20 protein-coding genes are annotated in these 23552 nt (G+C 70.0%); 10 read left to right on the forward strand and 10 right to left on the reverse strand.

The annotated features are described in order from the left end of the window. Nucleotides 1-90: 90 nt before the first annotated feature. Nucleotides 91-2532: a DNA helicase PcrA gene (gene pcrA, locus KBX71_RS16750; protein ID WP_210818955.1), complete on the forward strand. Its 2442-nt coding sequence runs from the start codon at nt 91-93 to the stop codon at nt 2530-2532. A gap of 94 nt (nt 2533-2626) precedes the next feature. On the opposite strand, the gene KBX71_RS16755 is transcribed toward pcrA, so the two are convergent. Both KBX71_RS16755 and KBX71_RS16760 read right to left on the reverse strand, forming a co-directional pair. Continuing rightward, complete coding sequence (locus KBX71_RS16755) at nt 2627-3394, reverse strand: M23 family metallopeptidase (protein ID WP_210818956.1); 768 nt, start codon at nt 3392-3394, stop codon at nt 2627-2629. A gap of 262 nt (nt 3395-3656) precedes the next feature. After that, entirely contained in the window at nt 3657-4364 is a 708-nt protein-coding gene (locus tag KBX71_RS16760; protein WP_210818957.1) for a M23 family metallopeptidase, read from the reverse strand. Between the two features lie 476 nt (nt 4365-4840). Here KBX71_RS16760 and KBX71_RS16765 point away from each other — a divergent pair, with 476 nt between their 5' ends. The 3 genes from KBX71_RS16765 to sucD all read left to right on the forward strand — a co-directional run bounded on the left by KBX71_RS16765 (nt 4841) and on the right by sucD (nt 7746). Beyond that, nucleotides 4841-5245 (forward strand): cobalamin B12-binding domain-containing protein, encoded by a 405-nt coding sequence (locus tag KBX71_RS16765; protein ID WP_030491849.1) that lies wholly within the window; start codon nt 4841-4843, stop codon nt 5243-5245. A 432-nt stretch (nt 5246-5677) separates the two neighbouring features. Then, complete coding sequence (gene sucC / locus KBX71_RS16770; RefSeq protein ID WP_091406357.1) at nt 5678-6856, forward strand: ADP-forming succinate--CoA ligase subunit beta; 1179 nt, start codon at nt 5678-5680, stop codon at nt 6854-6856. A 2-nt stretch (nt 6857-6858) separates the two neighbouring features. Continuing rightward, complete coding sequence (sucD, locus tag KBX71_RS16775) at nt 6859-7746, forward strand: succinate--CoA ligase subunit alpha (protein ID WP_210818958.1); 888 nt, start codon at nt 6859-6861, stop codon at nt 7744-7746. Between the two features lie 61 nt (nt 7747-7807). Here the strand turns inward: sucD and KBX71_RS16780 are convergent, their stop codons facing one another. Beyond that, nucleotides 7808-8074, reverse strand: a complete 267-nt coding sequence (locus tag KBX71_RS16780) for a DUF4190 domain-containing protein (protein ID WP_210818959.1) — start codon at nt 8072-8074, stop codon at nt 7808-7810. Between the two features lie 199 nt (nt 8075-8273). On the opposite strand from KBX71_RS16780, the gene KBX71_RS16785 reads away from it, so the two are divergent. Continuing rightward, complete coding sequence (locus KBX71_RS16785) at nt 8274-9551, forward strand: DUF6350 family protein (RefSeq protein WP_210818960.1); 1278 nt, start codon at nt 8274-8276, stop codon at nt 9549-9551. A gap of 61 nt (nt 9552-9612) precedes the next feature. On the opposite strand, the gene KBX71_RS34410 is transcribed toward KBX71_RS16785, so the two are convergent. Further along, nucleotides 9613-10170: a DUF4190 domain-containing protein gene (locus tag KBX71_RS34410; RefSeq protein WP_210818961.1), complete on the reverse strand. Its 558-nt coding sequence runs from the start codon at nt 10168-10170 to the stop codon at nt 9613-9615. Nucleotides 10171-10459: 289 nt separating this feature from the next. On the opposite strand from KBX71_RS34410, the gene purN reads away from it, so the two are divergent. Together purN and purH are read left to right on the forward strand one after the other, a co-directional pair. Further along, entirely contained in the window at nt 10460-11080 is a 621-nt protein-coding gene (purN, locus tag KBX71_RS16795; RefSeq protein WP_124819649.1) for a phosphoribosylglycinamide formyltransferase, read from the forward strand. Further along, nucleotides 11077-12648: a bifunctional phosphoribosylaminoimidazolecarboxamide formyltransferase/IMP cyclohydrolase gene (gene purH / locus KBX71_RS16800; RefSeq protein ID WP_210818962.1), complete on the forward strand. Its 1572-nt coding sequence runs from the start codon at nt 11077-11079 to the stop codon at nt 12646-12648. The genes purN and purH overlap by 4 nt, the downstream gene beginning before the upstream one ends. 84 nt (nt 12649-12732) lie before the next feature. On the opposite strand, the gene KBX71_RS16805 is transcribed toward purH, so the two are convergent. The 5 genes from KBX71_RS16805 to KBX71_RS16825 form a co-directional block, all read right to left on the reverse strand. Continuing rightward, nucleotides 12733-13770, reverse strand: coding sequence for an ABC transporter ATP-binding protein (locus KBX71_RS16805; protein ID WP_210818963.1), 1038 nt, complete (start codon nt 13768-13770; stop codon nt 12733-12735). Beyond that, nucleotides 13751-14782 (reverse strand): ABC transporter ATP-binding protein, encoded by a 1032-nt coding sequence (locus KBX71_RS16810; RefSeq protein ID WP_210818964.1) that lies wholly within the window; start codon nt 14780-14782, stop codon nt 13751-13753. Before KBX71_RS16810 ends, KBX71_RS16805 begins: the two co-directional genes overlap by 20 nt. Before the next feature lie 70 nt (nt 14783-14852). Continuing rightward, nucleotides 14853-15809: an ABC transporter permease gene (locus KBX71_RS16815; protein ID WP_210818965.1), complete on the reverse strand. Its 957-nt coding sequence runs from the start codon at nt 15807-15809 to the stop codon at nt 14853-14855. Continuing rightward, a complete protein-coding gene (locus tag KBX71_RS16820) occupies nt 15802-16740 on the reverse strand; it encodes an ABC transporter permease (protein WP_091406336.1) in 939 nt (312 codons plus the stop codon). Before KBX71_RS16820 ends, KBX71_RS16815 begins: the two co-directional genes overlap by 8 nt. A gap of 197 nt (nt 16741-16937) precedes the next feature. Beyond that, nucleotides 16938-18539: an ABC transporter substrate-binding protein gene (locus tag KBX71_RS16825; protein ID WP_210818966.1), complete on the reverse strand. Its 1602-nt coding sequence runs from the start codon at nt 18537-18539 to the stop codon at nt 16938-16940. Between the two features lie 482 nt (nt 18540-19021). Here KBX71_RS16825 and KBX71_RS16830 point away from each other — a divergent pair, with 482 nt between their 5' ends. After that, entirely contained in the window at nt 19022-19882 is an 861-nt protein-coding gene (locus KBX71_RS16830) for a bifunctional methylenetetrahydrofolate dehydrogenase/methenyltetrahydrofolate cyclohydrolase (RefSeq protein ID WP_210818967.1), read from the forward strand. Nucleotides 19883-20021: 139 nt separating this feature from the next. Further along, the gene (locus KBX71_RS16835; protein ID WP_196929567.1) at nt 20022-20972 is read left to right on the forward strand and encodes a malate dehydrogenase; all 951 of its coding nucleotides are present in this window, start codon (nt 20022-20024) and stop codon (nt 20970-20972) included. A gap of 94 nt (nt 20973-21066) precedes the next feature. Here the strand turns inward: KBX71_RS16835 and KBX71_RS16840 are convergent, their stop codons facing one another. Continuing rightward, on the reverse strand, nt 21067-21915 hold the full coding sequence (locus KBX71_RS16840) for an MBL fold metallo-hydrolase (RefSeq protein ID WP_210818968.1): 849 nt from the start codon (nt 21913-21915) through the stop codon (nt 21067-21069). 137 nt (nt 21916-22052) lie between these two features. On the opposite strand from KBX71_RS16840, the gene KBX71_RS16845 reads away from it, so the two are divergent. Then, nucleotides 22053-23270 carry an NADP-dependent isocitrate dehydrogenase gene (locus tag KBX71_RS16845; RefSeq protein ID WP_210818969.1) on the forward strand — a complete coding sequence of 406 codons (1218 nt, stop codon included), beginning with the start codon at nt 22053-22055 and terminating at the stop codon, nt 23268-23270. The last annotated feature ends 282 nt before the right edge of the window (nt 23271-23552 follow it).

A 23552-nucleotide genomic window follows, 5' to 3' on the forward strand; every position in this document is an offset into this window, starting at 1 on the left:
GGCGTACGGGGTGGTGGTGCGCGGCGTCGGTCACGAGCTGCTGAGCGCCAGAGGCGCAGTGTCCGGCCCGCGGCATAGACTTGTCGGGCGATGCATCCTCTCTTCGACATCCCCGCGTCCCCGCCTGCGCCGGAGTCCGCGCCGGCCCGCCCGCACCGACCCGGGGCGGCCGCCGCGCGCCTCGATCCGCAGCAGCTGCTCGCCGGGCTGAACGGGCCGCAGCGCGACGCCGTCAGCCATGCCGGCTCGCCGCTGCTGATCGTGGCCGGCGCCGGGTCCGGCAAGACCAGGGTGCTCACGCACCGGATCGCCTACCTGCTCGCCGCTCGGGACGTGCACCCCGGTGAGATCATCGCGATCACCTTCACCAACAAGGCCGCCGGCGAGATGAAGGAGCGCGTCGCCGCGCTTGTGGGTCCCCGGGCCCGCCTGATGTGGGTGTCGACGTTCCACTCGGCCTGCGTGCGGATTCTGCGTGCCGAGCACGAGCACGCCGGCCTCAAGTCGACGTTCTCGATCTACGACGCGGACGACTCCCGCCGACTGATGCAGTTGGTCACCCGCGAGCTGGATCTCGACCCGAAGCGCTACCCGGCGCGTGGGCTGGCGGCCCAGGTCTCCAACCTCAAGAACGAGCTGGTCGACCCGGAGCAGTTCGCGGCGCGGGCCACCGGGCCCAACGAGCGGGCGCTGGCCGAGGCGTACACGCTCTACCAGCGCCGGCTGCGTGAGGCACACGCCCTGGACTTCGACGACCTGATCATGACCACGGTGCACCTGCTCCAGTCCCACCCGCACGTGGCGGAGAGCTACCGCCGGCGGTTCCGGCACGTGCTGGTGGACGAATACCAGGACACCAACCACGCGCAGTACACGCTGATCAAGGAGCTGGTCTCCGGCACCGACGGGGTCGAGCCCGCCGAGCTGTGCGTCGTCGGCGACGCCGACCAGTCGATCTACGCGTTCCGGGGCGCGACGATCCGCAACATCCTGGAGTTCGAACGGGACTTCACCGACGCCCGGACGATCCTGCTGGAGCAGAACTACCGCTCCACCCAGACCATTCTCAACGCGGCCAACGCGGTGATCGACCGCAACACCTCCCGCAAACCGAAGCGGCTGTGGAGCGAGGCCGGCGCCGGCGAGCAGATCGTCGGCTACGTGGCCGACACCGAGCACGCCGAGGCCGACTGGGTGGCCCGGGAGATCGACCGGCTGGTCGACGCCGACGAGACCCGCCCCGGCGACGTCGCGGTCTTCTACCGCACCAACGCCCAGTCCCGCGTCTTCGAGGAGGTGTTCATCCGTGTCGGCCTGCCCTACAAGGTGGTCGGCGGGGTGCGCTTCTACGAGCGCAAGGAGGTCCGCGACGCCCTGGCGTACCTGCGTTCGGTGGTCAACGACGACGACACGGTGAGCCTGCGGCGGGTGCTGAACACCCCGCGCCGGGGGATCGGCGACCGCGCCGAGGCCTGTGTCGAGGCGCTCTCCAGCCGCGATCGGGTCTCCTTCGGCGCGGCGTTGCGCCGGGCCCGGGAGGCGCCGGGCATCTCCAGCCGGGCAGCCAACGGCATCGCCGACTTCGTGGCGCTGCTCGACGGCGCCCGCGAGCTGGCCGAGACCGGCACCCCGGAGGAGGTGCTGGAGGCGCTGCTGACCCGCTCGGGCTACCTCACCGAGCTGGAGGAGAGCCTGGACCCGCAGGACGCCGGCCGGGTGGACAACCTCCAGGAGCTGGTCAGCGTCGCCCGGGAGTACACCGAGCGGATCGAGGCGCTGGGCGAGGAGGGGGAGCGGGCCACCCTGGCCGGCTTCCTGGAGCAGGTGGCGCTTGTCGCCGACGCCGACCAGATCCCTGCGCAGCCCGGCTCGTCGCCTGACGGCGCCGAGGCAGACGACGCCGCGCCTCATCAGGGTGTGGTCACCCTGATGACGTTGCACACCGCCAAGGGTCTGGAATTCCCGGTGGTCTTCCTGACCGGGCTGGAGGACGGCGTCTTCCCGCACCTGCGCTCGCTCGGCGACACCCGCGAGTTGGAGGAGGAGCGCCGGCTGGCGTACGTCGGCATCACCCGCGCCCGACAGCGGCTCTACCTCTCCCGGGCGGTGACCCGCTCGGCCTGGGGGCAGCCGTCCTACAACCCGCCGTCGCGCTTCCTGGAGGAGCTGCCGACCGAGTTGGTGCACTGGGAGCGCACCGAGGGCTCGTACACCTCGTGGGCCGGCGGGGGCGGCGGCGTCGGTGGCCGTGCGGACCGCGTGCCCGGCGGTCGTGGCACCTTCACCGGGGGCACGCCGAAGGCGGCCCAACTGGCCCAGCGGCTCGGCGTGGACGCCAGTCGGCTGACCACGGCCAGCGAGCTGCCGCAGGGGCCCAAGGTGTCCGCCGGTGACCGGGTCAATCATCAGCGGTACGGGTTGGGGCGGGTGCTCGCCGTCGAGGGGCACGGCCCGGGTGCCCGCGCGCAGATCGACTTCGGCGACCAGACCATGTGGCTGGTGCTCCGGCACGCACCGGTCGACAAGCTCTGACCCGGCGCGCCCGCACCATCGCACTGAAGCAGGGACGGAGCGCCTCAGGCCCTCCGTCCCTGCTGTTGTGCGAGGACCGCGCGGGGATGTCGCCTCAGCAGCCCAGGTCGACGCCGCGGGCCCGCATGAACGGGGCCGGGTCGATCTGGTTCCACATGCCCTGGTGCACCTCGAAGTGCAGGTGCGGGCCGGTGGCATCGCCGGTGGCGCCCTCGTAGCCGATGACCTGGCCGGCCTTGACCGCCTGTCCCACGGTGACAGCGATGCGGCTCTGGTGGGCGTAGTGGGTCAGGTAGCCGTTGCCGTGGTCGATGAAGACGGAGTTGCCGTACCCGTCGGAGGCGTCGCCGGCCTGGGTCACGGTGCCGGCCGCCGCGGCGTGAATCGGCGTACCGGAGGGCAGCGCCAGGTCGACGCCGGCGTGCAGGGTGCCCCAGCGCTGCCCGTAGCAGGACGTGACGGCTGCGCCCGGCATCGGGTCGACCCAGGCGGGCGTGGGCTTGGTGGTCTTCTTCGGCTTGGGCTTCGGCTTGGCCTTCGCGGCGGCCGTCTTAGTGGGGCTGGCGCTGATCGCCGACGGGCTCGGCGTCGGGCTGAGCGAGGGGGTGACCGGTGTGCTCGACTCACGGACCGAGCGGTCGGCCCGGCTCGCGGCGTCGGCCCGGGACTGGGCGTCGAGGGAGACGGCGGCGGGTGCCGGGTGGTCGGTGCCGCCGGTGGCGACGGCGACACCGCCGAGGCCGAGGGCTACCAGGACGGCGGCCCCGAGCACGATGAGGCGGTTCCGGCGGCCGGTGCGCTGCGGTTCGGTCTGGCTGGTGTCGGGGGTGTTCTCGTTCTGGACGGGGCTGTCTTCCTGCACGGCGGACCTTCACAGTCGAGGGGCACTTGACCTCGAAATACTGGTGTCGGCCGAGTCGGCGCAGGCGCGGGGGACCGAACCCCCGAGGGGCGGCGGACGGTCGGCTGCCCGGGTATGACCCGCTCTGCGGCGCTACGACCGGAAAAGTGATCATGCGGGATGGTGTCGCCGCTCACAATCTCAGCTGTGACCTGGCAGACATGCGTCCACGCAAAACCGCCCGGATCGACAGATCCGGGCGGTCAACGGCCGTTACACACAGTCAGGAGGCGGCTGCATCGCTGTAGATTGCCTCGACTTGCAGCTTGATGTCCACTCCGCGCTCCTGAAGGAACGGCACCGGGTCGATCGGCTGCCCCTTGACATGGATCTCCAGGTGCAGGTGGGTGCCGTACGCGTGGCCGGTCTGACCAACGAGGCCGAGCTGGTCGCCCGCCTTGATCTGCTGGCCTTCCTTGACGTTCACCGCCGAGGAGTGGCCGTAGATGGCCTCGCTGCCGTCGGCGTGCTGGACGATCACCGCGTTGCCGTACCCGCCGAACCAGCCGGCCTTGGTGACGAGCCCGTCGTGGATCGCCACGTAGGGCGTGCCCTCGCCGGCGACAAGGTCCACGCCGGTGTGCATCTTGCCCCAGCGGACGCCGTACGGGGAGTTGAAGTCATAGCCCTGCAGCGGCAGCAGCCAAACCTCGCGCTCGGCGCTGTCAGTGCTGCGGCTGTCCCGGGAGGCGCGGTCGGCGTTGTCCGCACGGGCCGCGGCGTCCTGACTGGTGACCGACGCCTGCTTGAGCTCGTCGAGGACCGTCGGGCTGACGTCCTTGGCGTCCGGCAGGGCGCTCGCGCCGAGGGCCACGATGCCGGCACCGACGAACGCGGTGGTGACGACAGCGGCGTAACGGCTGCGGGGTGGGGTGGGTACGCGGCGGCGACCGCGATATCGATCGGGCTCAGACGACAGGCGCTGGCGCACGCACACCCTCCGTTGTCGGGGTTCCGAAGCGGCCGGTGGGCGTCCCCTGAAGCTCCAGGGAAGCGTCCGCTGACCGCGTCGTCACCCGTCCATGGACCTGATGACAACCGTGGACACGTTAGCCAACCGCCAGGCGAGTCACAAGCTAGAGCGGAAAATTGGCGTGTCGATCTGTCCGTTTGCGTCCATGATTGTCATGCATCGCGACACCAAACGGTGCCCCCGTCGCTGCCCGTTCGTCGCCGAGCGTGACCGTTCCGGCGGACTCGTCCGGCTTGACTCCGAGCAGCCGTCGGGATGGTGTCGGCGGCCCTGTCCGGAAGTGGGGCGGGAATGGTTCGGCACCGGACCTCGTGGGGTTGCCCCCGGGCGCGCCGGGTAACGGCCGGTGGCAGAGCCCGGATTTCCCGGGCCGGGTCCGCCGGGTTACCGTTCGTTAAGGTGAAGGCGGTCCAGCCGGTGAAAGGTGTGCGCTGATGAGCTCTCGAATTCGGGTCGTCGTCGCCAAGCCTGGCCTGGACGGCCACGACCGGGGCGCGAAGGTCGTGGCGCGCGCCCTGCGGGACGCCGGCATGGAGGTCGTCTACACCGGCCTGCACCAGACCCCCGAGCAGATCGTGGAGACCGCCATCCAGGAGGACGCCGACGCGGTCGGCCTGTCCGTTCTCTCCGGCGCGCACATGACGCTCTTCCGGCGGGTGCTGGAACTGCTCGGTGAGCGGGACGCCCGCGACATCGTCGTGTTCGGCGGCGGCATCATCCCGAACGGCGACATTCCCGAGTTGGAGAAGCTCGGCGTCGCGAAGATCTTCACGCCGGGCGCCACCACCCAGGCGATTGTCGAGTGGGTCCGACAGAACGTGGCCCAGCCGGTTTCCTGAGGCCCGCCGGTCTGCTGCGCCGACCGGATTTGGGCACGGGGGAGGGGCCGGACGCACCCCTCACACGTCCGGCCCCTCTATGCACGATGCCCCGCCGCCACCCCTCGACCGACAGGGCATCGGCCGTATCCCGTCTTTGCGCTGTTCAGCGCTCCGACATCTGACTCAACGACGCCCCCACGGCAGGGTTACGCAAGCCGGACAACATCCTCCGGACGGTGGATGCCACAGGAGTCATGGCCGGAAACCGGCAACGCCTGATGTCCGGTTGTGCATTACCGCACACCGCGCACCCGCTCGGTTGCCGGTGGTGCCGACCTCGCTAGGCTGCGGCCAATGGCCTGTTTCAACTGATGACAGGCGTCAAACTGTTTTTTGAACGCTGGTGGCGGCGCGACGGCGCGCCGCGGAGACGGGACGGGACGCGCAATCGTGGACCTGTACGAGTACCAGGGGCGGGACCTGTTCGAGCGGCACGGCTTGCCCGTGCTGGCCGGCGGCGTCGCCACTACCCCGGAAGAGGCCCGCGCGATCGCCGAACGCCTTGGCGGCCGTGTGGTCGTCAAGGCGCAGGTAAAGGTCGGCGGCCGAGGTAAGGCCGGCGGCGTCAAGCTGGCCGAGGGCCCGGATGAGGCGGTGGCCCGGGCCACGGACATCCTCGGCATGGACATCAAGGGTCACACCGTCCACAAGGTCATGATCACGGTGACCGCGGACGTGGCCGAGGAGTACTACTTCTCGTACCTGCTCGACCGGGCGAACCGCACCTTCCTCTGCATCGCCAGCGTCGCCGGCGGCATGGACATCGAGCAGGTCGCCGCCGAGACCCCCGACAAGGTCGTGAAGGCCCCGATCGACGCCGTGAAGGGCGTGGACGAGGCCAAGGCCCGCGAGATCGTGACCGCTGCCGGCTTCCCGGCCGAGGTCGCCGACCAGGTGGTCGAGATCGCCGTGGGTCTGTGGCAGGCGTTCGTCGCCGAGGACGCCACCCTGGTCGAGGTCAACCCGCTCGCCAAGAACGGCGACGGCCGGATGCTGCTGCTCGACGCCAAGATCAGCCTGGACGAGAACGCCGCGTTCCGGCACCCGGACCACGAGGCCCTGGTCGACCAGGCCGCGGTGGACCCGCTGGAGCAGGCTGCCAAGGCCAAGGACCTCAACTACGTCAAGCTCGACGGCGAGGTCGGCATCATCGGCAACGGCGCGGGTCTGGTCATGTCGACCCTCGACGTGGTCGCGTACGCCGGTGAGCGGCACGGCAACGTCAAGCCGGCCAACTTCCTCGACATCGGCGGCGGCGCGAGCGCCGCGGTGATGGCGAACGGGCTGGAGATCGTGCTCTCCGACCCGGCCGTGAAGAGCGTCTTCGTCAACGTCTTCGGCGGCATCACCGCCTGCGACGAGGTCGCCAACGGCATCATCCAGGCGCTGGCACTGCTGGAGCAGCGCGGCGAGCAGGTCACCAAGCCGCTCGTCGTCCGTCTCGACGGCAACAACGCCGAGGCTGGCCGGGCGATCCTGGACAGCGCGAACAACCCGCTCGTGCAGCGGGTGGACACCATGGACGGTGCGGCCGAGCGGGCCGCCGAGCTGGCAGCTGCGGGGGTCTGATCATGGCTATCTGGCTGACCAAGGACTCGAAGGTCATCGTCCAGGGGATGACCGGTTCCGAAGGTTCCAAGCACACCCGGCGGATGCTGGCCGCCGGCACCAACGTGGTGGGTGGCGTCAACCCGCGCAAGGCGGGCCAGAAGGTGGACTTCGACGGCACCGAGCTGCCGGTCTTCGCATCCGTCGCGGACGCGATGGCCGAGACCGGGGCCGACGTCACTGTCATCTTCGTGCCGCCGCAGTTCACCAAGGCCGCAGTGGTCGAGGCGATCGACGCCGCGATCCCGCTGGCCGTGGTGATCACCGAGGGCGTCCCGGTGCACGACACCGCGTCGTTCTGGGCGTACAACGTGGCGCAGGGCGAGCAGACCCGGATCATCGGGCCGAACTGCCCGGGCATCGCCTCGCCGGGCGCGTCCAACGCCGGCATCATCCCGGCCGACATCACCGGCTCCGGCCGGATCGGCCTGGTCAGCAAGAGCGGCACGCTGACCTACCAGATGATGTACGAGCTGCGCGACATCGGTTTCTCCACCTGCGTCGGCATCGGCGGTGACCCCATCATCGGGACCACCCACATCGACGCCCTCGCGGCGTTCGAGGCCGACCCGGAGACCGACGCCATCGTCATGATCGGTGAGATCGGTGGCGACGCCGAGGAGCGGGCCGCCGAGTTCATCAAGGCCAACGTCACCAAGCCGGTGGTCGGCTACATCGCCGGCTTCACCGCGCCTCCCGGCAAGACCATGGGTCACGCCGGGGCGATCATCTCCGGCTCGGCGGGCACCGCCGAGGGGAAGCAGGCGGCGCTTGAGGCCGTCGGCGTCAAGGTCGGCAAGACGCCTACCGAGACCGCCAAGCTGATGCGGGAGATCATGTCCGGCAGCTGAGCCAGGTCAGGCAAGACGAAGGGGGTCGACCGGTTGCGGTCGACCCCCTTCGGCGTACGCGTCAGTCGTTGTTCCAGAACGGATAGTTGCCGGTTGCGCGCAGGATCGCACCGCCGATGATGTTGATCACGCCGAACGCGATGGCGAGGTAACCGAGCAGCGGCGACTGCCCGTACCGCCGGGCATCGCGGATGGACAGGTAGCCGAAGACGATGCCGAAGATGCCGCAGCAGATCAGCCCGAGCACGATGCCCAGCACGCCCCACACTGTGGTTCGATCGCGTCCCTGGGCCGGTGGCGGCGGGGGAGGCGGGTATGGCGTCGTCACAGCTTCCTCCGAGCGGTCGTGGGCGACGTGCCGGCCCGGACCGCGACCGGCGGGCCCGTCCCGGGTGGCGGCGACTCGCGCCCCTCTGGGCCGAGGCTAGACCGGCGAGGGTGGGCAGGACGTCGGTTCGCTGAACTCGCCGTCCTCAGGAGGGGTTAACGGACTGCCACCGCCCGCGCGACGTGCCAGAGTAGAGCGGATGTCCCCCGTCACCCCTGACCGTCCCAGCCGTCCCGGCGGTGTGAGCGCCGACGACCGGCCGGTCGACCGTGCCGCACCGGCCCGGCGGGTGCCCGCGCCCCGCGCGGGCGGGTCGCCGCGCGGGCGTGCGCCGCTGCCCGTCGCCGCCGGGGTGGCCGCCTGCTGGGCCGCCCTCACCTCGTACCTGCCGGTCGCCATCGTGCTCGGTCTGGTGCAGCTCGGCGCGGACTCCACCACAGTGACCGGCACCCTGCGGACCGCGCTGGCCGGCTGGCTGCTCGGGCACGGCGTGCCACTGCACACCGAGTCCGGTCCGCTCGGGCTCGCCCCGCTCGCGCTGACAGTGCTCGCGCTCTGGCGGCTGACCCGCGCCGGTGTGCACGTCAGCCGCGCGATCGGCGCTCGCGACACCCGCTCACCGCGCCGGGCACTGCTCGCCGCGGGTGCCGTCGGCATCGCGTACGCGCTGCTCGGCGCGCTCGCGGCGGTGCTGGTGGGCACCGGCGGGCCGGATGTGTCAGTGCTCCGGTCGGGCGCCACGTTCGTTGTGGTCGGCACGCTCGCCGCGCTGGTCGGCGCGGTCCGGATCACCGCCGTGACCCGGCTGCTCGTCACCCGGTTGCCGGGTCCGGTGCGCGACGGCATTCGCACAGGTCTGGTGGCCGTGCTGCTGCTGCTCGGCGCGGGCGCGGGCGCGGCCGGCCTGGCGGTGGCCACCGGCGGTGGCGACGCGGCCGACATGATCGGGGCGTACCGGACCGGGGTCGCCGGGCAGGCCGGCATCACCCTGGTCAGCGTCGCGTACGCGCCCAACGCGGCGGTCTGGTCGACCAGTTATCTGCTCGGGCCGGGTTTCGCGGTCGGGACCGACACCGCGGTCCGCACCAGCGAGGTGTCGGTCGGCGCGCTGCCGGCGGTGCCGCTGCTCGCCGGCCTGCCGCGCGGCCCGGTGGACGGCTTCGGCGCCCTGCTGCTGGCGGTGCCAGTGCTGGCCGGGATGGTCGCCGGCTGGCTGCTCGCCCGTCGGGTGGCTCGACTCGCCGGGCCGGAGCGGGCCGCGCAGCGTTGGGCCGAGTTGCTGGCGCCGGCGGTGCTGGCCGGGCCGGTGGCCGGGGTGGTGCTCGGTGCGGCTGCCGCGGTTTCCGGCGGGCCGCTGGGCGCCGGTCGGCTGGCCCAGGTCGGGCCGGTGGGTTGGCAGGTCGGGGCGGTGGCGGCCGGTGTCATCACGGCCGGCGCGCTCCTCGGCGCCGCCGCCACCCGTGCGCTGACCCGCTAGGCCCTGGACGAGCGCGGGGCGCCCCGGGCGAACCCGGAGCGCCCCGTCGAATCCGAGCCTGTCAGGGCTGGGTGGGCAGATTGACCTGCGCCACGACGCTCAGGATGAGCAGCAGGATGCCCAGCCCGACGCCGACCGCGCCGCAGATCAGACCGGCCTTGGCCTGGCCGGCGTTGTTGGCCTGGCCCTGGGCAACCTTCTGCTTGGCGAGATAACCCGTCACGATGCCCGCGATGCCGACCGGGATACCCAGGTACAGGCAGCAGACCAGCGGGATCGACGCGATACCGAGGATCATCGACACCAGGCCGAGGGTGTTGTTCTGCCCCTGCCCCTGCTGCGGGTACCCGGCGTTCGGGTACGTCGGGCCGGCGCCGTACGGGGGCTGCTGCTGGGCGTACGGGTCCTGGTACGGCGGCTGCTGGCCGTACGGCTGTCCCGAGGTGGGCTGCTGGCCGTACGGGGCCTGCGGCGCGGCGTACGGGTCCTGCTGCGGCTGGCCGTACGGCTGGCCGGAGGTGGGCTGCTGGCCGTACGGGGCGGCCGGCGGCTGGGGAGCGGTCGGGTCCTGGTTGGGCTGCTGGCCGTACGGGTCCTGACCGGGGTTACCGGGCTGCATTCGAGAAGCTCCTTGGACTGGTTCCGTCAGTTGGTGCTCTTTGTTTCCATCCATGATCGCGGTCAGTCCTCCCAAAGCCCAGTACAGCAACAGGACGACGTTTCTCCCAAAACACCCAAGCAGGCCCTTGTCGACCACTCGGTGTGCCGGATCAGGGGCGGTGTGTGGGCCGGCGCGGCGTTCGGCCCCAGCGAGCGGCAGCGTACCGGGTCGACGCACGTCGGCACGTCGAAGATCGGCGCGCCGCCCAGCCGAAGGGCGTCCCTGACCTGCCCGATAGGGTGGCCCGGTGACCGAGCCCGCGTCCGTCGCCCGCATCGTCGTCCTCATCTCCGGCTCCGGAAGCAACCTCCAGTCGTTGCTGGACGCCGCCGCCGACCCCGCGTACGGCGCACAGGTCGTCGCGGTCGGCGCGGACCGCGACGGCATCGCGGGCCTGGACCGGGCCGACGCGGCGGGGGTGCCGACCTTCGTCGAGCGGGTCCGCGACCACGACACCCGGGAGGACTGGGACCACGCGCTCACCGCGCACGTCGCGAAGCACCAGCCCGACCTGGTCATCTCCGCCGGTTTCCTCAAGCTGGTCGGCCCGCACTTCCTCGCCGCCTTCGGTGACCGCTACCTGAACACCCACAACACGCTGCTGCCGGCGTTCCCCGGCATCCACGGCCCGCGTGATGCCCTCGCCTATGGCGTGAAGCTCACCGGAGCCACCCTCTTCTTCGTCGACGCCGGCATGGACACCGGGCCGATCGTCGCGCAGGTCGCGGTGCCGGTGCTGGACGACGACGACGTCGACACGCTCACCGAGCGCATCAAGGAAGCCGAGCGGCGCCAGCTCGTCGAGCAGGTCGGTCGGCTGGTCCGCGAAGGCTGGACCATCACCGGAAGGAAGGTCACGGTTCCGTGAGTCCCACTCAGGACGGGCGCCGCCCGATCAGGCGGGCGCTGGTCAGCGTCTACGACAAGTCCGGGCTGGTCGAGCTGGCTCAGGCCCTGCACGCGGCCGGCGTGGAGATCGTGTCCACCGGCAGCACGGCGGGCACCATCGCCGCCGCCGGGGTGCCGGTGACGCCGGTGGAGACGGTGACCGGGTTCCCCGAGGTGCTCGACGGCCGGGTGAAGACCCTGCACCCGAAGGTGCACGCGGGCCTCCTCGCGGACCTACGTAAGGACACGCACGTGGCGCAGCTCGACGAGCTGGGCGTGGCGGCGTTCGACCTGCTGGTCTCCAACCTCTACCCGTTCCAGGCGACCGTCGCCTCCGGCGCCGACGTCGAGGAGTGCGTGGAGCAGATCGACATCGGTGGCCCGGCCATGGTGCGGGCCGCTGCCAAGAACCACGCGTCGGTCGCCGTGCTCACCGACCCGGCCGGTTATCCGGCGCTGCTCGGCGCGCTCGACGAGGGTGGCTTCACTCTGGCCCAGCGTCGTTCGCTGGCCGCCCGGGCGTTCGCCGACATCGCCGAGTACGACGTGGCGGTGGCCCAGTGGTGCGCCCAGGAGCTGGCCCCGGCCGACGACTCCTGGCCGGCGTTCGCCGGGCTGGCGCTGCGCAAGTCGACGGCGCTGCGGTACGGGGAGAACCCGCACCAGCCCGCCGCGCTCTACACCGACCCGGACGCCCCGGCGGGGCTGGCCCAGGCCGAGCAGCTGCACGGCAAGGAGATGTCGTACAACAACTACGTCGACGCCGACGCCGCCTGGCGGGCCGCCAACGACTTCGCCGACCAGCCGGCGGTGGCGATCATCAAGCACGCCAACCCGTGCGGCATCGCGGTCGGCGCGGACGTCGCCGAGGCGCACCGCCTGGCGCACGCTTGCGACCCGGTGTCGGCGTACGGCGGCGTGATCGCTGTCAACCGGTCGGTCTCGGTCGAGCTGGCCCGGCAGGTCGCCGAGATCTTCACCGAGGTGGTGGTCGCCCCCGGCTTCGACGAGGGCGCGGTCGAGGTGTTGCAGGGCAAGAAGAACGTCCGGCTGCTGCGGGCACCGGCTTGGAAGCCGGCGCTTGTGGAGTTGCGGCCGGTGACCGGTGGCGTGCTGGCCCAGGTCGCGGACCGGGTGAACGCCCCCGGTGACGACCCGGCGAATTGGCAGTTGGCGACCGGTGAGGCCGCCGACGAGGCGCTGTTGCGGGACCTCGCGTTCGCCTGGCGGGCGGTCCGCGCGGTGAAGAGCAACGCGATCCTGCTCGCCAAGGACGGCGCCACCGTCGGGGTCGGCATGGGTCAGGTCAACCGGGTCGACTCGGCGCAGCTCGCGGTCACCCGCGCCGGCGCCGACCGGGCCCGGGGGTCGGTCGCCGCCTCGGACGCGTTCTTCCCGTTCGCCGACGGCCCACAGATCCTCATCGACGCCGGCGTCCGCGCCATCGTGCAGCCGGGAGGCTCCATCCGCGACGAAGAGGTAATCGAAGCGGCAAAGAAGGCCAACGTAACGATGTACCTAACGGGAACCCGCCACTTCTTCCACTAATCCTGGGTTGTTCATGGGGTTGGCGGGCGACAAGCCGGACGAAACGGCCCGTCAACCCCATGATCACCGTAGTTGGGAAGCCAGTTAGGCCGGGAGGGCTGGGCGGAGTTCGGCGAAGTGGCAGGCGGACGGGTGCGGGTCCGCTGCCCTCGGCACGGCCTGCGGGTCTTCGACGGCGCAGATGTCCTGGGCCTTCCAGCAGCGGGTCCGGAAGTGGCACCCGCTCGGCGGGTCGGCCGGGCTGGGCACGTCGCCGACCAACCGGATCATGTTGCGCTGGTCGCGGGCCTCCGGGTCGGGCACCGGCACGGCAGAGAGCAGAGCCTGGGTGTACGGGTGGGTGGCGCGCTCGTAGATCTCGTCCTCGGTGCCGATCTCGACGATCCGGCCGAGGTACATCACCGCGACGCGGTCGGCGATGTGCCGCACCACGGACAGGTCGTGTGCGATGAAGATGTACGAGAGCCCCAGCTCGCCCTGTAGCTGCTTCAGCAGGTTGATCACCTGGGCCTGGATGGAGACGTCCAGCGCGGACACCGGCTCGTCGCAGACGATCACCTCGGGCTTCAGCGCGAGGGCGCGGGCGATGCCGATGCGCTGACGCTGACCGCCGGAGAACTGGTGCGGGTACCTGTTGATGTGCTCCGGGTTGAGCCCGACCAGGTCCAAGAGTTCCTGGACCCGCTTGGCCTTGCTGCCCTTCGGCGCGGCATCCGGGTGGATCTCGAACGGCTCGCCGATGATGTCGCCGACGGTCATCCGCGGGTTCAGCGAGGTGTACGGGTCCTGCATCACCATCTGCATGTTGCGGCGCAACCGGCGCAGCTCGCCCCCGGAAGCCTTGAACAGGTCCTTGCCCTCCAGGGTGGCGCGTCCGGAGGTGGGCGTCTCCAACCGCATCAGCAGCCGGGCGAGGGTGGACTTGCCGCAGCCGGACTCGCCGACCACGCCGAGCGTCTCGCCCCGACGCAGCTCGAAGCTCACCCCGTCGACGGCCTTCACCGCCCCGATCTGCCGCTGGAACAGCACGCCCTGAGTGATCGGGAAGTGCTTCACCAGGTTGTCGACGGAGAGGATCGTCTCGCCGCGGACCTTGGCGGGGCTAGCGGGCGACGCTGTCATCACGGACCTCCTGCGCGAAGTGGCAAGTGCTGGTCCGGCCGTCGCCGAGGACCAGGTCGTGCGGCACCTCGTCCACGCAGACCTGCTGGACGTACGGGCACCGGGGGTGGAACGGGCAGCCGGAAGGGATGCGCATCAGGTTCGGCGGCAACCCCTTGATCGTCGACAGTTCCTGGCCGCGGACGTCCAGGCGCGGGATCGACTCCAACAAACCCTTGGTGTACGGGTGGGCGGGCGCCTTGTAGAGCGACCGGACGTCGGCGTGCTCGACGATCCGGCCGGCGTACATGACAGCGATCCGGTCCGCGACACCGGCGACCACACCCAGGTCGTGGGTGATCAGGATCATCGCCATGTTGAGTTCCCGGCGAAGGTCGGCCAGCAGGTCCATGATCTGGGCCTGCACTGTCACGTCGAGTGCCGTGGTGGGCTCGTCGGCGATCAGCACCTTCGGGTCCAGTGCCAACGCCATGGCGATCATGACGCGCTGTCGCATACCGCCGGAGAACTGGTGCGGGTAGTCGCCGATCCGCTTGGCCGCACCCGGGATCTTGACCAGGTCCATCAGCTCGACCGCACGACGTCGAGCGTCGGCTCGGGACATGCCGGCGCGCTGGCGCAACGTCTCGCCGATCTGCCAACCGACGGGGAAGACCGGGTTGAGGGCGGAGAGCGCGTCCTGGAAGATCATCGCGATCTCCTTGCCGCGTACCTGCCGGCGCTGCTCCTCGGAGCGGGTCAGCAGGTCCTCGCCCTGGTAGAGGATCTGGCCGGAGCGGACGAACGCGGGTGGGGTGTCCAGGATGCCCATGATCGCCTGGGCGGTGACCGACTTACCCGAGCCGGATTCGCCGAGCACGGCAAGGGTCTCGCCGGCGTCCAGGTGGTACGACACGCCGTTGATCACCCGGGCCACGCCCTCGTTGGTGCGGAACTCGACGTGCAGGTCCCGCAGCTCCAGCAGGTGACCGCCCTCGGGTGTGGCAGAGGCGGGCGTTGGATTGATGGTCATGACTGTGCCTGCCTTTCGCTCGCGACTGCGGGGCTCGCTTCGCTCACTCCTCGCGCTCGCATCTGAGGGATCACCGCAGCTTCGGGTCGAAGGCGTCACGGATCGCGTCGCCGAGCATGATGAACGCCAGCACGGTCAGCGCCAGGAAGGCCGACGGGACGATCAACGGGGTGGCCGCCTCCCGCATGTGGATCCGGCCGGTGTCGATGTCCTGGCCCCACGAGATGGTGGGCGCCTTCAGGCCGATGCCCAGGAAGGAGAGCGTCGCCTCGGCCGCGATGAACGAGCCGAGCGCGATGGTCAGCACGACGATCGCCGGGGCCAGCGAGTTCGGCAGGATGTGCCGCCACATGATCCGGCTGTTGCCGGCGCCGAGCATCCGGGCCGCCGCGACGTAGTCCTGCTCCTTGGCGGTGATCACCGACGACCGGACCACCCGGGCGGCGGTGGTCCAGCCGAGGAGGGCCAGCACGAAGACGACCGCGCCGATTCGAGCCCACTGGCTGTCGCTGGACACCCGCTTGAGCAGCACGATCGCGGCCAGCAGCAGTGGGATGCCGAGCACCACGTCGATCACCCGGGAGAGCACCGCGTCGACCCAGCGGCCGAAGTAACCGGCCAGCATGCCGATCACCAGCGCGATGATCCCGGTGCCGAGCGCGGCGAGCGCGCCGACCAGCAGCGATGCCCGGGTGCCGTAGACCGCCCGGGAGTACGTGTCGCAGCCCTGGAAGTCGTACCCGAAGATGGCCCCGCCGGACGGCCCGGCGTGCTGCCGGGAGAGCAGGCAGTCGTTCGGGTTGTTGGCGGTGAACACCCCCGGGAACAGCGCCATCAGGCTGAAGATGACGACCAGCGCCAGCGAGATCCAGAAGATCGGGTTGCGGCGCAGGTCGCGCCAGGCGTCCCCGGCCAGGCTGCGGGGCTTGTTCGCGGCGCCGACCTGGTTGGGTGTGCCCGGCTCCCCCGAGGGGCCACGCCGCGCGGCCTGGTTCTCGGTGGCCGCCACAGTTTCAAAATCACTCATAGCGGATCCTCGGGTCGAGTACGGCGTACAGGACGTCCACCACCAGGTTCGAGACCAGGTAGACCACGACCAGCACGCTGACGATGCCCACCACCAGGGGGCCGTCCTCGGTGCGGATGCCGCGGAAGAGGTTGAAGCCCACGCCGGGGATGTTGAAGACGCCCTCGGTGATGATCGCGCCGCTCATCAGGTTGCCCAGTTCCACACCGAGGAAGGTGACCACTGGGATCAGGGAGTTGCGCAGCACGTGGACGACGACGATGCGCCGCTTGACCAGGCCCTTGGACCGGGCGGTCCGGACGTAGTCCGCGCGCAGGTTCTCCGCCACCGAGGCCCGGGTGAGCCGCAGCGCGGTGGCCAGCGACAGCGAGCCGAGCACGATGCCGGGCAGCAGGAGCGCGTAGAACGTCGGGTCGGAGCCGGCGGTGGGTGGGAAGAGCTGCCACTTGACGCCGAGGAAGTACTGCGCCAGCGGCGCCAGAACGATTGTCGGGATGCCCAGCACCAGCAGGGTCAGCACCAGCGTCGAGTTGTCGAAGATGCTGGCCCGGCGGATGCCGGCGAGCACCCCGGCGGTGACGCCGAAGATGATCGCCACAGCGAGCGCGATGAGCGCGAGCCGCACGGTGACCGGCCAGGCCTGCTGGAGGATGTCACCGATGCTCCGACCGGTGAGCGACTCGCCCAGGTTGCCCTGGAGCAGGTCCTTCACGTAGTCGAAGTAGCGGTAGAAGAAGCCGCCGACGCCCGTCTGATCAAGGTTGTACTTCTCGGTCAGGTAGGCCCGTTGGGCTGGCGTCACCGGCCGTTCGCCGGCGAGCGCCTGGATCGGGTCGCCCTGCCCGGCGAATGTCAGCGCGTAGACGATCAGGGTGGTCCCGAAGAACGCCAGGACCATCTGCAGTAGGCGCCGCAGGATGTAGCGGAACATGCTTAGCAGTCTCTCCGGAAATGTGCGAAAGGGTCGCAGGACGGCATCTCTGGTCGTACCCGAAATATCGGAGACGTGCCGTCCGGCCCGGGGAAGCCGGCACCACCGACGCCGGGTCCGCTGCTGCGGCCCGGCCCCGGTGGTGCGGTCCGGGCCACCCGGGCTTCGTCGCCCGGGTGGCCCGCACCATGGTCAGCTCAGTTGGCTGCTTCGATCTTGACGAGGTTGACCCGCTGGAACAGGTCCATCTCCACGTTCTTGACCTTGGACGAGTGGCCGAACACGTTCTCGCCGAAGCGGAGCGGGATCACCGGCATGTCCTTGGCCAGGATGTCCTCCGCCTGCTGGTACTTGGCGATCGCCTCGTCCTGCGTCTTGGCGGCGGAACCCTCCTTGACCAGCTTGTCGAACTCCGGGTTGCTGTAGCCGTAGTAGTTCGACGAGCCGTTCGTGCTGTACAGCGGGCCGAGGTAGTCCTCCATGGTCGGGTAGTCCATGACCCAACCCATCCGGAACGCACCCACCGGCGTCTTCTTCTCGACCTTGGTCAGCAGGTCGGCGAACTTCGGCTCGGCCGAGCCGACGGCGTCCACACCCAGGTTGGTCTTGAGCTGGTTGACAGTGGCGTCGACCCAGTCCTTGTGCCCGCCGTCGCCGTTGTACGAGATGACGATCTTCGACGGACCGCCGGCGGCCTGGTAGAGCTTCTTGGCCTCGGTCGGGTTGAACTCGCCGGCCTTGCCCGCGGTGTTCTCCCGGTAGCCCGGCAGAACCGGCGAGACGAAGGAGCGCGCCGAGGTCTGCGAACCCTTGAAGACCGACTTGGTGATCTCGTCACGGTCGATTGCCATCGAGATGGCCTTGCGTACGTCCGGGTTGCTGTAGTCCTTGTCGAACGTCGGGAACGCCAGGAACTGGAACGACGACATCGGGCTGGTCTTGTACCTGTCACCCAGGTCGGTCGGCGCGGTGCTCAGGCTCTCGGTCGGGATCGTGGGCAGCACGTCCAGGTTGTCCGCCAGGACGTCCGCGTAGGCCGCGGTGAGCTGCTGGTAGATCCGGAACTCGATGTTCTTGACCTTCGGCTTATCGCCCGGGTACGCGTCGTAGCGCTCGACGTCGATCTTGCTGTCGTGCTGCCAGGTGCCCTTCATCTTGAAGGGGCCCTGCCCGATCGGCGCCTGCTCGTAGGACTCCTTGAGCACGCCCGGAGCCGAGAACGCGGCGTCCGGCATCGGGTAGAACGCGTTGTAGCCCAGCGTCGTCTTGAAGTCGATGTACGGCTCGGACAGCGTCGCGGTGAAGGTGAGGTCGTCGACCTTCTTCAGGCCGGACATCTCCTTGGCCTTCGGCGCCTTGCCCTGCAGGTCGGCGTAACCAGCGATCTTCTCGAAGAAGAAGTTGCTGTCCTGACCGTTCGGGGCGTACGCGCCGTAGTTCCACGCGTTGATGTAGTCCTCGGACGTGACCTTCTCACCGTTGTGGAAGGTGAAGCCGTCCTTGAGCTTGATCGTCCAGACCTTGTTGTCGGACGAGGTGATCGACTGCGCGGCGACCTCGTACGGCTTGTTCTGGGCGTCGTAGTCGACGAGCGGGCTGAACAGGCCGGCGAGCACCTGCGACCCGGACGTCTCGGTGGTGTTTGTGGGAACCAGGTGCTTCGGCTCGGCGATCTGGATGCTGACCGCTGAACTGTCGCTGCCGCTGGATCCGCCGTCTCCGCCGCTGCCGCAGGCCGCGAGGCCCAGCGTCACCGCGAGCGGGAGGGCGGTCCAGGCGGCGAGTCTACGAACTCGCATTGAGCCTCCTCATCTCCTCACGCTGCGCAGTCAGGCCCGACGCTGGGTTACGCTGCGCAACAAGCGGTAACGGTAGGTCGGCGACGGGCCTTCGACAACGACGCGGTTGCGGGTGGGTAACGGTCCGGGGTTGCCTACCTTGTCGGGACCGAGCGAGTCTGCTAGGCAGAATCGCGTTTATCGGTAGTGGCCTGCCGATATTCGCGTCATTGACGAGGTGTCTCTACGCGCCTGGGGTTGGCCGGCACCTTCTGAGGCGACGGTCCGGTCTCCGTGGCATCGGCCCGGTCTGTCTGGTTCGACCGTGATCGAATCCACAGATTGTGACCGAGAGTGACTAGCAACACGTCACGCACGGTCACGCCGAAGGCGGTCCGCTCAATTCGGCCCGGCCGCCCGGTGGCCGGCGACAGGGCACTGGCGGCGGACGGCCCGACCGAGGTCGTCTGAACCACGGGTGCTGGCCGTGAGACGATCTGGTCGTGACGGCGACGCTTCTGGACGGCAAGGCAACCGCAGCGGAAATCAAGGACGAGCTGCGCATACGCGTGAAGGCACTCGCGGAACGCGGCATCATCCCCGGGCTCGGCACGGTCCTGGTCGGGGCGGACCCGGGCAGCCAGGCGTACGTCAACGGCAAGCACCGCGACTGCGCCGAGGTGGGCATCGCCTCGATCCGCCGCGAACTGCCGGCCGACGCCACCCAACAGCAGGTCGACGACGTACTGGCCGAGCTGAACGCCGACCCGGCGTGCCACGGCTACATCGTCCAGTTGCCGCTGCCGGCCCACCTCGACACCCAGCAGGTGCTGGAGTTGATCGACCCGGACAAGGACGCCGACGGCCTGCACCCCGTCAACCTGGGCCGGCTCGTGCTCGGCTACGACGGCCCGCTGCCGTGCACCCCCCGCGGCATCGTCGAGCTGCTCCGCCGGCACGACGTGGCGCTGCGCGGCGCCACCGTCGCGGTGGTCGGTCGCGGCAACACCGTCGGCCGGCCGCTCGGCCTGCTGCTCACCAGGCGCAGCGAGAACGCCACTGTCACCCTGTGCCACACCGGCACCCTGGACCTCGCCTCGCACACCCGTGCCGCCGACATCGTCATCGTCGCGGCCGGCGTACCGGGCCTGCTCACCGCCGACATGATCAGCCCCGGTGCGGTGGTGGTGGACGTCGGCATCACCCGCGTGATCGGCGCGGACGGCAAGGGCCGCTACACCGGCGACGTCGACCCCGGGGTGGCCGAGACGGCCGGCGGGCTGGTCCCCATGCCCGGCGGCGTGGGCCCGATGACCCGGGCCATGCTGCTCAGCAACGTCGTGGAGCGCGCCGAGCGCGGCTGACCCGCACATCGGCAACGCCCAGCCAGGACGGCGGTGACGTTCGCCCCATCCCGGCGACGGCCGCCGCCCCTGGCCCGATCGGTGCCAGGATGACTGATACGGTCCGGAAAACCGACTGGTATCAGGGAGTGGGACGACCATGGGTAAGAAGGTCACTGTCGTCGGGGCTGGCTTCTACGGCTCCACCACCGCACAGCGCCTGGCCGAGTACGACGTCTTCGACACCGTAGTGATCACCGACATCGTGGAGGGCAAGCCCGCGGGCCTCGCGCTCGACCTCAACCAGTCCCGGGCCATCGAGGGCTTCGAGACCAAGGTCGTCGGTGTCACCACCGGCCCCAACGGTGAGGGCTACGAGCAGATCGAGGGCTCCGACGTCGTCGTGATCACCGCTGGTCTGCCGCGCAAGCCCGGCATGAGCCGGATGGACCTGCTGGAGACCAACGCCAAGATCGTCCGCCAGGTCGCCGAGAACGTCGCCAAGTACGCCCCGAACGCCGTCGTCATCGTGGTCTCCAACCCGCTGGACGAGATGACCGCGCTGGCGCAGCTCGCCACCCAGTTCCCGAAGAACCGGGTGCTCGGCCAGGCCGGCATGCTCGACACCGCCCGGTTCAGCAACTTCGTCGCCGAGGCGCTGAACGTGCCGGTGGCGTCGGTACGCACGCTGACCCTGGGCTCGCACGGCGACACCATGGTCCCGGTGCCGTCGAAGAGCACCGTCAACGGCAAGCCGCTGCGTGACGCGATGCCGGCCGAGCAGATCGAGGAGTTGGTCGTCAAGACCCGCAACGGTGGCGCCGAGGTGGTCGCGCTGCTCAAGACCGGTTCGGCCTACTACGCTCCGTCCGCCGCCGCGGCTCGGATGGCGAAGGCTGTCGCGGAGGACTCCGGCGACGTCATGCCGGTCTGCGCCTGGGTCGACGGCGAGTACGGCATCTCCGGCGTCTACCTGGGTGTCGAGGCCGAGATCGGCGCCGAGGGCGTCAAGCGGGTCGTCGAGACCGACCTGGACGCCGACGAGCGCGCCAGCCTCCTGGCGGCCGCCGAAGCGGTCCGCGCCAAGCAGGGCGACATCTCCAGCATGTAGTCCCCCCGAACCACAGCACCACCGAAGGGCGCGCCGGCAACCCCCGGCGCGCCCTTTCCCGTCCCCCACCCGGGGACTCCTGTTGATCATGGGGTTAGCGGGGGTGATGGAGATCAACAGCCTCGTCAACCCCATGATCAACCGCCTCGAAGAGGGTGAAGGGGGTGGGGAGGTGGGGGGTTGCTAGGAGGGCGGGGGAGTGGGTACGGAGGGTAGTCAGGCGGGAGGTGCGGGCTTGGTCGGGGTCTTCCTCGTGGGCGTACGCCACTGTGGGGTCGACCAGTTGCACCATGTGCACCAAGAGGTCGCCGGTGAGCAGCATTCGCTCGTCGGCTGAGGTCAGGAGCACCGACTGGTGACCGGGGGTGTGGCCGGGGGTGGGCAGCAGACGTACCGCTGGGGTGAGAGCGGTCTCCCCGTCGACCACCCGGAGCTGGCCGGCGGCGCGCAAGGGCGCGATGAGGCCGGCCGGAAGCCCCGGGTTGAGCGTCTCCGCGGCGTCGAGTTCGGCGCGTTGCACCAGGTAGCTCGCGTTCGGGAAGTACGGCCGCCCCGGCGTGCCGGTGACCGCCCAGCCGATGTGGTCGCTGTGCAGGTGGGTCAGGACGACCGTGTCGACGTCGGCCGGGTCGATGCCCGCGGCGGCCAACTCGGCGGGCAGCCGGCCCGGCACCGGCGCCCAGCTCGCGGCGGGTGCGTCGGTGGGGCCGATCCCGGTGTCGACGAGTGTGACCGGACCATCGCCGGCGCGGATCGCGAAGCTGCGGAACGGCAGCCACCACTGCCCGTCGGCGGTGACCGACCTGGGGTCGCGCCGGTCGGCCTCCGCCCAGTGTGCCGCTGTGGCCTGCGGAAACGCCTCCGCGCGGGGCTGGAAGAAGGCACCCTCACCATCGGTGAGTGCGGTGACCGTGATAGACCCGAGGGTGCGGTTCAGTGGCATCGGACGATGATTCCAGGGCATTCCTGTTCCGCGCAGCCCGGTTCCGCCGGCCGGTCGAGGCCGGCTGAGGGCTGCCGGCCCAATTGCAGTACGCTCGTACTGCTTGAGCACGTGTCCCCCGAGAGGAGCGCCGGCCGATGGCGAAGATCAAGGTAAACAACCCGGTCGTAGAACTCGACGGCGACGAGATGACCCGGATCATCTGGAAGCAGATCCGGGAGCAGCTGATCCTGCCCTACCTCGACGTCGACCTGCACTACTACGACCTGTCGATCCAGCACCGCGACGAGACCGACGACCAGGTCACCATCGACGCCGCCAACGCCATCAAGGAGCACGGCGTCGGCGTCAAGTGCGCGACCATCACCCCGGACGAGGCCCGGGTTGAGGAGTTCGGCCTGAAGAAGATGTGGCGGTCGCCCAACGGCACCATCCGCAACATCCTCGGCGGCGTCGTCTTCCGTGAGCCGATCATCATGTCCAACGTGCCGCGGCTGGTCCCCGGCTGGACCAAGCCGATCATCATCGGCCGGCACGCCCACGGTGACCAGTACAAGGCCACCGACTTCGTCGTCCCCGGCCCGGGCACGGTGACCATCACCTACACCCCGGCCGACGGCGGCGCGCCGATGGAGATGGAGGTCGCCAACTTCCCCGGCGGCGGCATCGCCATGGGCATGTACAACTACGACGAGTCGATCCGGGACTTCGCCCGGGCGTCGTTCCGGTACGGACTGGACCGCAACTACCCGGTCTACCTGTCCACCAAGAACACCATCCTCAAGGCGTACGACGGCCGGTTCAAGGACCTCTTCGCCGAGGTGTTCGAGGCCGAGTTCAAGGCCGAGTTCGACACCGCCGGCATCACCTACGAGCACCGGCTCATCGACGACATGGTCGCCGCCGCGCTCAAGTGGGAGGGCGGCTACGTCTGGGCCTGCAAGAACTACGACGGTGACGTGCAGTCCGACACCGTCGCGCAGGGCTTCGGCTCGCTGGGTCTGATGACCTCCGTCCTGCTCTCCCCGGACGGCCGGACCGTCGAGGCCGAGGCCGCGCACGGCACTGTCACCCGGCACTACCGGCAGTACCAGAAGGGCGAGAAGACCTCGACCAACCCGATCGCGTCGATCTACGCCTGGACCCGGGGCCTGGCCCACCGGGGCAAGCTGGATGGCACGCCGGCGGTCACCGAGTTCGCCAACACCCTGGAGCAGGTCATCGTCGACACCGTCGAGGGCGGTCAGATGACCAAGGACCTCTCGCTGCTCATCTCGCGGGACGCCCCGTGGCTGACCACCGACGAGTTCATGAACGCGCTCGACGAGAACCTGGCCCGCAAGATCGCCGCCTGATCCAGGCGTACCGCGTCATCGGAGCCCGCCGGCACCCCTGCCGGCGGGCTTCGGCGTGTCCGGCGCTGCCGCGCCGGTCGGCGTCACTGCGGCCGGCGCGCCTCGTTGACCAGGATGGACGAGATGCCAGTCGAGTCCAGGAAGGTTGACCTCGGTCGACCCGCGGCACCCGCGCGCCGATCAGCCAGCCTTCTCGGCTGTGCCGTGCACAGCCAGCCGTCCCTTCCCTGCGGGGGGCCCTGTCCCGGGCCCCCCGCGCCCTGTTTCCCGCCAAGCCCGCGC

It is taken from the genome of Micromonospora sp. D93, from assembly GCF_018070365.1.
GTDB lineage: Bacteria > Actinomycetota > Actinomycetes > Mycobacteriales > Micromonosporaceae > Micromonospora > Micromonospora ureilytica.

What these genes read in the sequence shown, in the direction of transcription:
- pcrA (WP_210818955.1), top strand. Translation starts at nt 91, where the DNA reads ATGCATCCTCTCTTCGACATCCCCGCGTCCCCGCCTGCGCCGGAGTCC.
- KBX71_RS16765 (WP_030491849.1), top strand. Translation starts at nt 4,841, where the DNA reads ATGAGCTCTCGAATTCGGGTCGTCGTCGCCAAGCCTGGCCTGGACGGC.
- sucD (WP_210818958.1), top strand. Translation starts at nt 6,859, where the DNA reads ATGGCTATCTGGCTGACCAAGGACTCGAAGGTCATCGTCCAGGGGATG.
- KBX71_RS16785 (WP_210818960.1), top strand. Translation starts at nt 8,274, where the DNA reads ATGTCCCCCGTCACCCCTGACCGTCCCAGCCGTCCCGGCGGTGTGAGC.
- KBX71_RS34410 (WP_210818961.1), bottom strand. Translation starts at nt 10,170, where the DNA reads ATGCAGCCCGGTAACCCCGGTCAGGACCCGTACGGCCAGCAGCCCAAC.
- KBX71_RS16805 (WP_210818963.1), bottom strand. Translation starts at nt 13,770, where the DNA reads ATGACAGCGTCGCCCGCTAGCCCCGCCAAGGTCCGCGGCGAGACGATC.
- KBX71_RS16810 (WP_210818964.1), bottom strand. Translation starts at nt 14,782, where the DNA reads ATGACCATCAATCCAACGCCCGCCTCTGCCACACCCGAGGGCGGTCAC.
- KBX71_RS16815 (WP_210818965.1), bottom strand. Translation starts at nt 15,809, where the DNA reads ATGAGTGATTTTGAAACTGTGGCGGCCACCGAGAACCAGGCCGCGCGG.
- KBX71_RS16820 (WP_091406336.1), bottom strand. Translation starts at nt 16,740, where the DNA reads ATGTTCCGCTACATCCTGCGGCGCCTACTGCAGATGGTCCTGGCGTTC.
- KBX71_RS16825 (WP_210818966.1), bottom strand. Translation starts at nt 18,539, where the DNA reads ATGCGAGTTCGTAGACTCGCCGCCTGGACCGCCCTCCCGCTCGCGGTG.
- KBX71_RS16835 (WP_196929567.1), top strand. Translation starts at nt 20,022, where the DNA reads ATGGGTAAGAAGGTCACTGTCGTCGGGGCTGGCTTCTACGGCTCCACC.
- KBX71_RS16840 (WP_210818968.1), bottom strand. Translation starts at nt 21,915, where the DNA reads ATGCCACTGAACCGCACCCTCGGGTCTATCACGGTCACCGCACTCACC.
- KBX71_RS16845 (WP_210818969.1), top strand. Translation starts at nt 22,053, where the DNA reads ATGGCGAAGATCAAGGTAAACAACCCGGTCGTAGAACTCGACGGCGAC.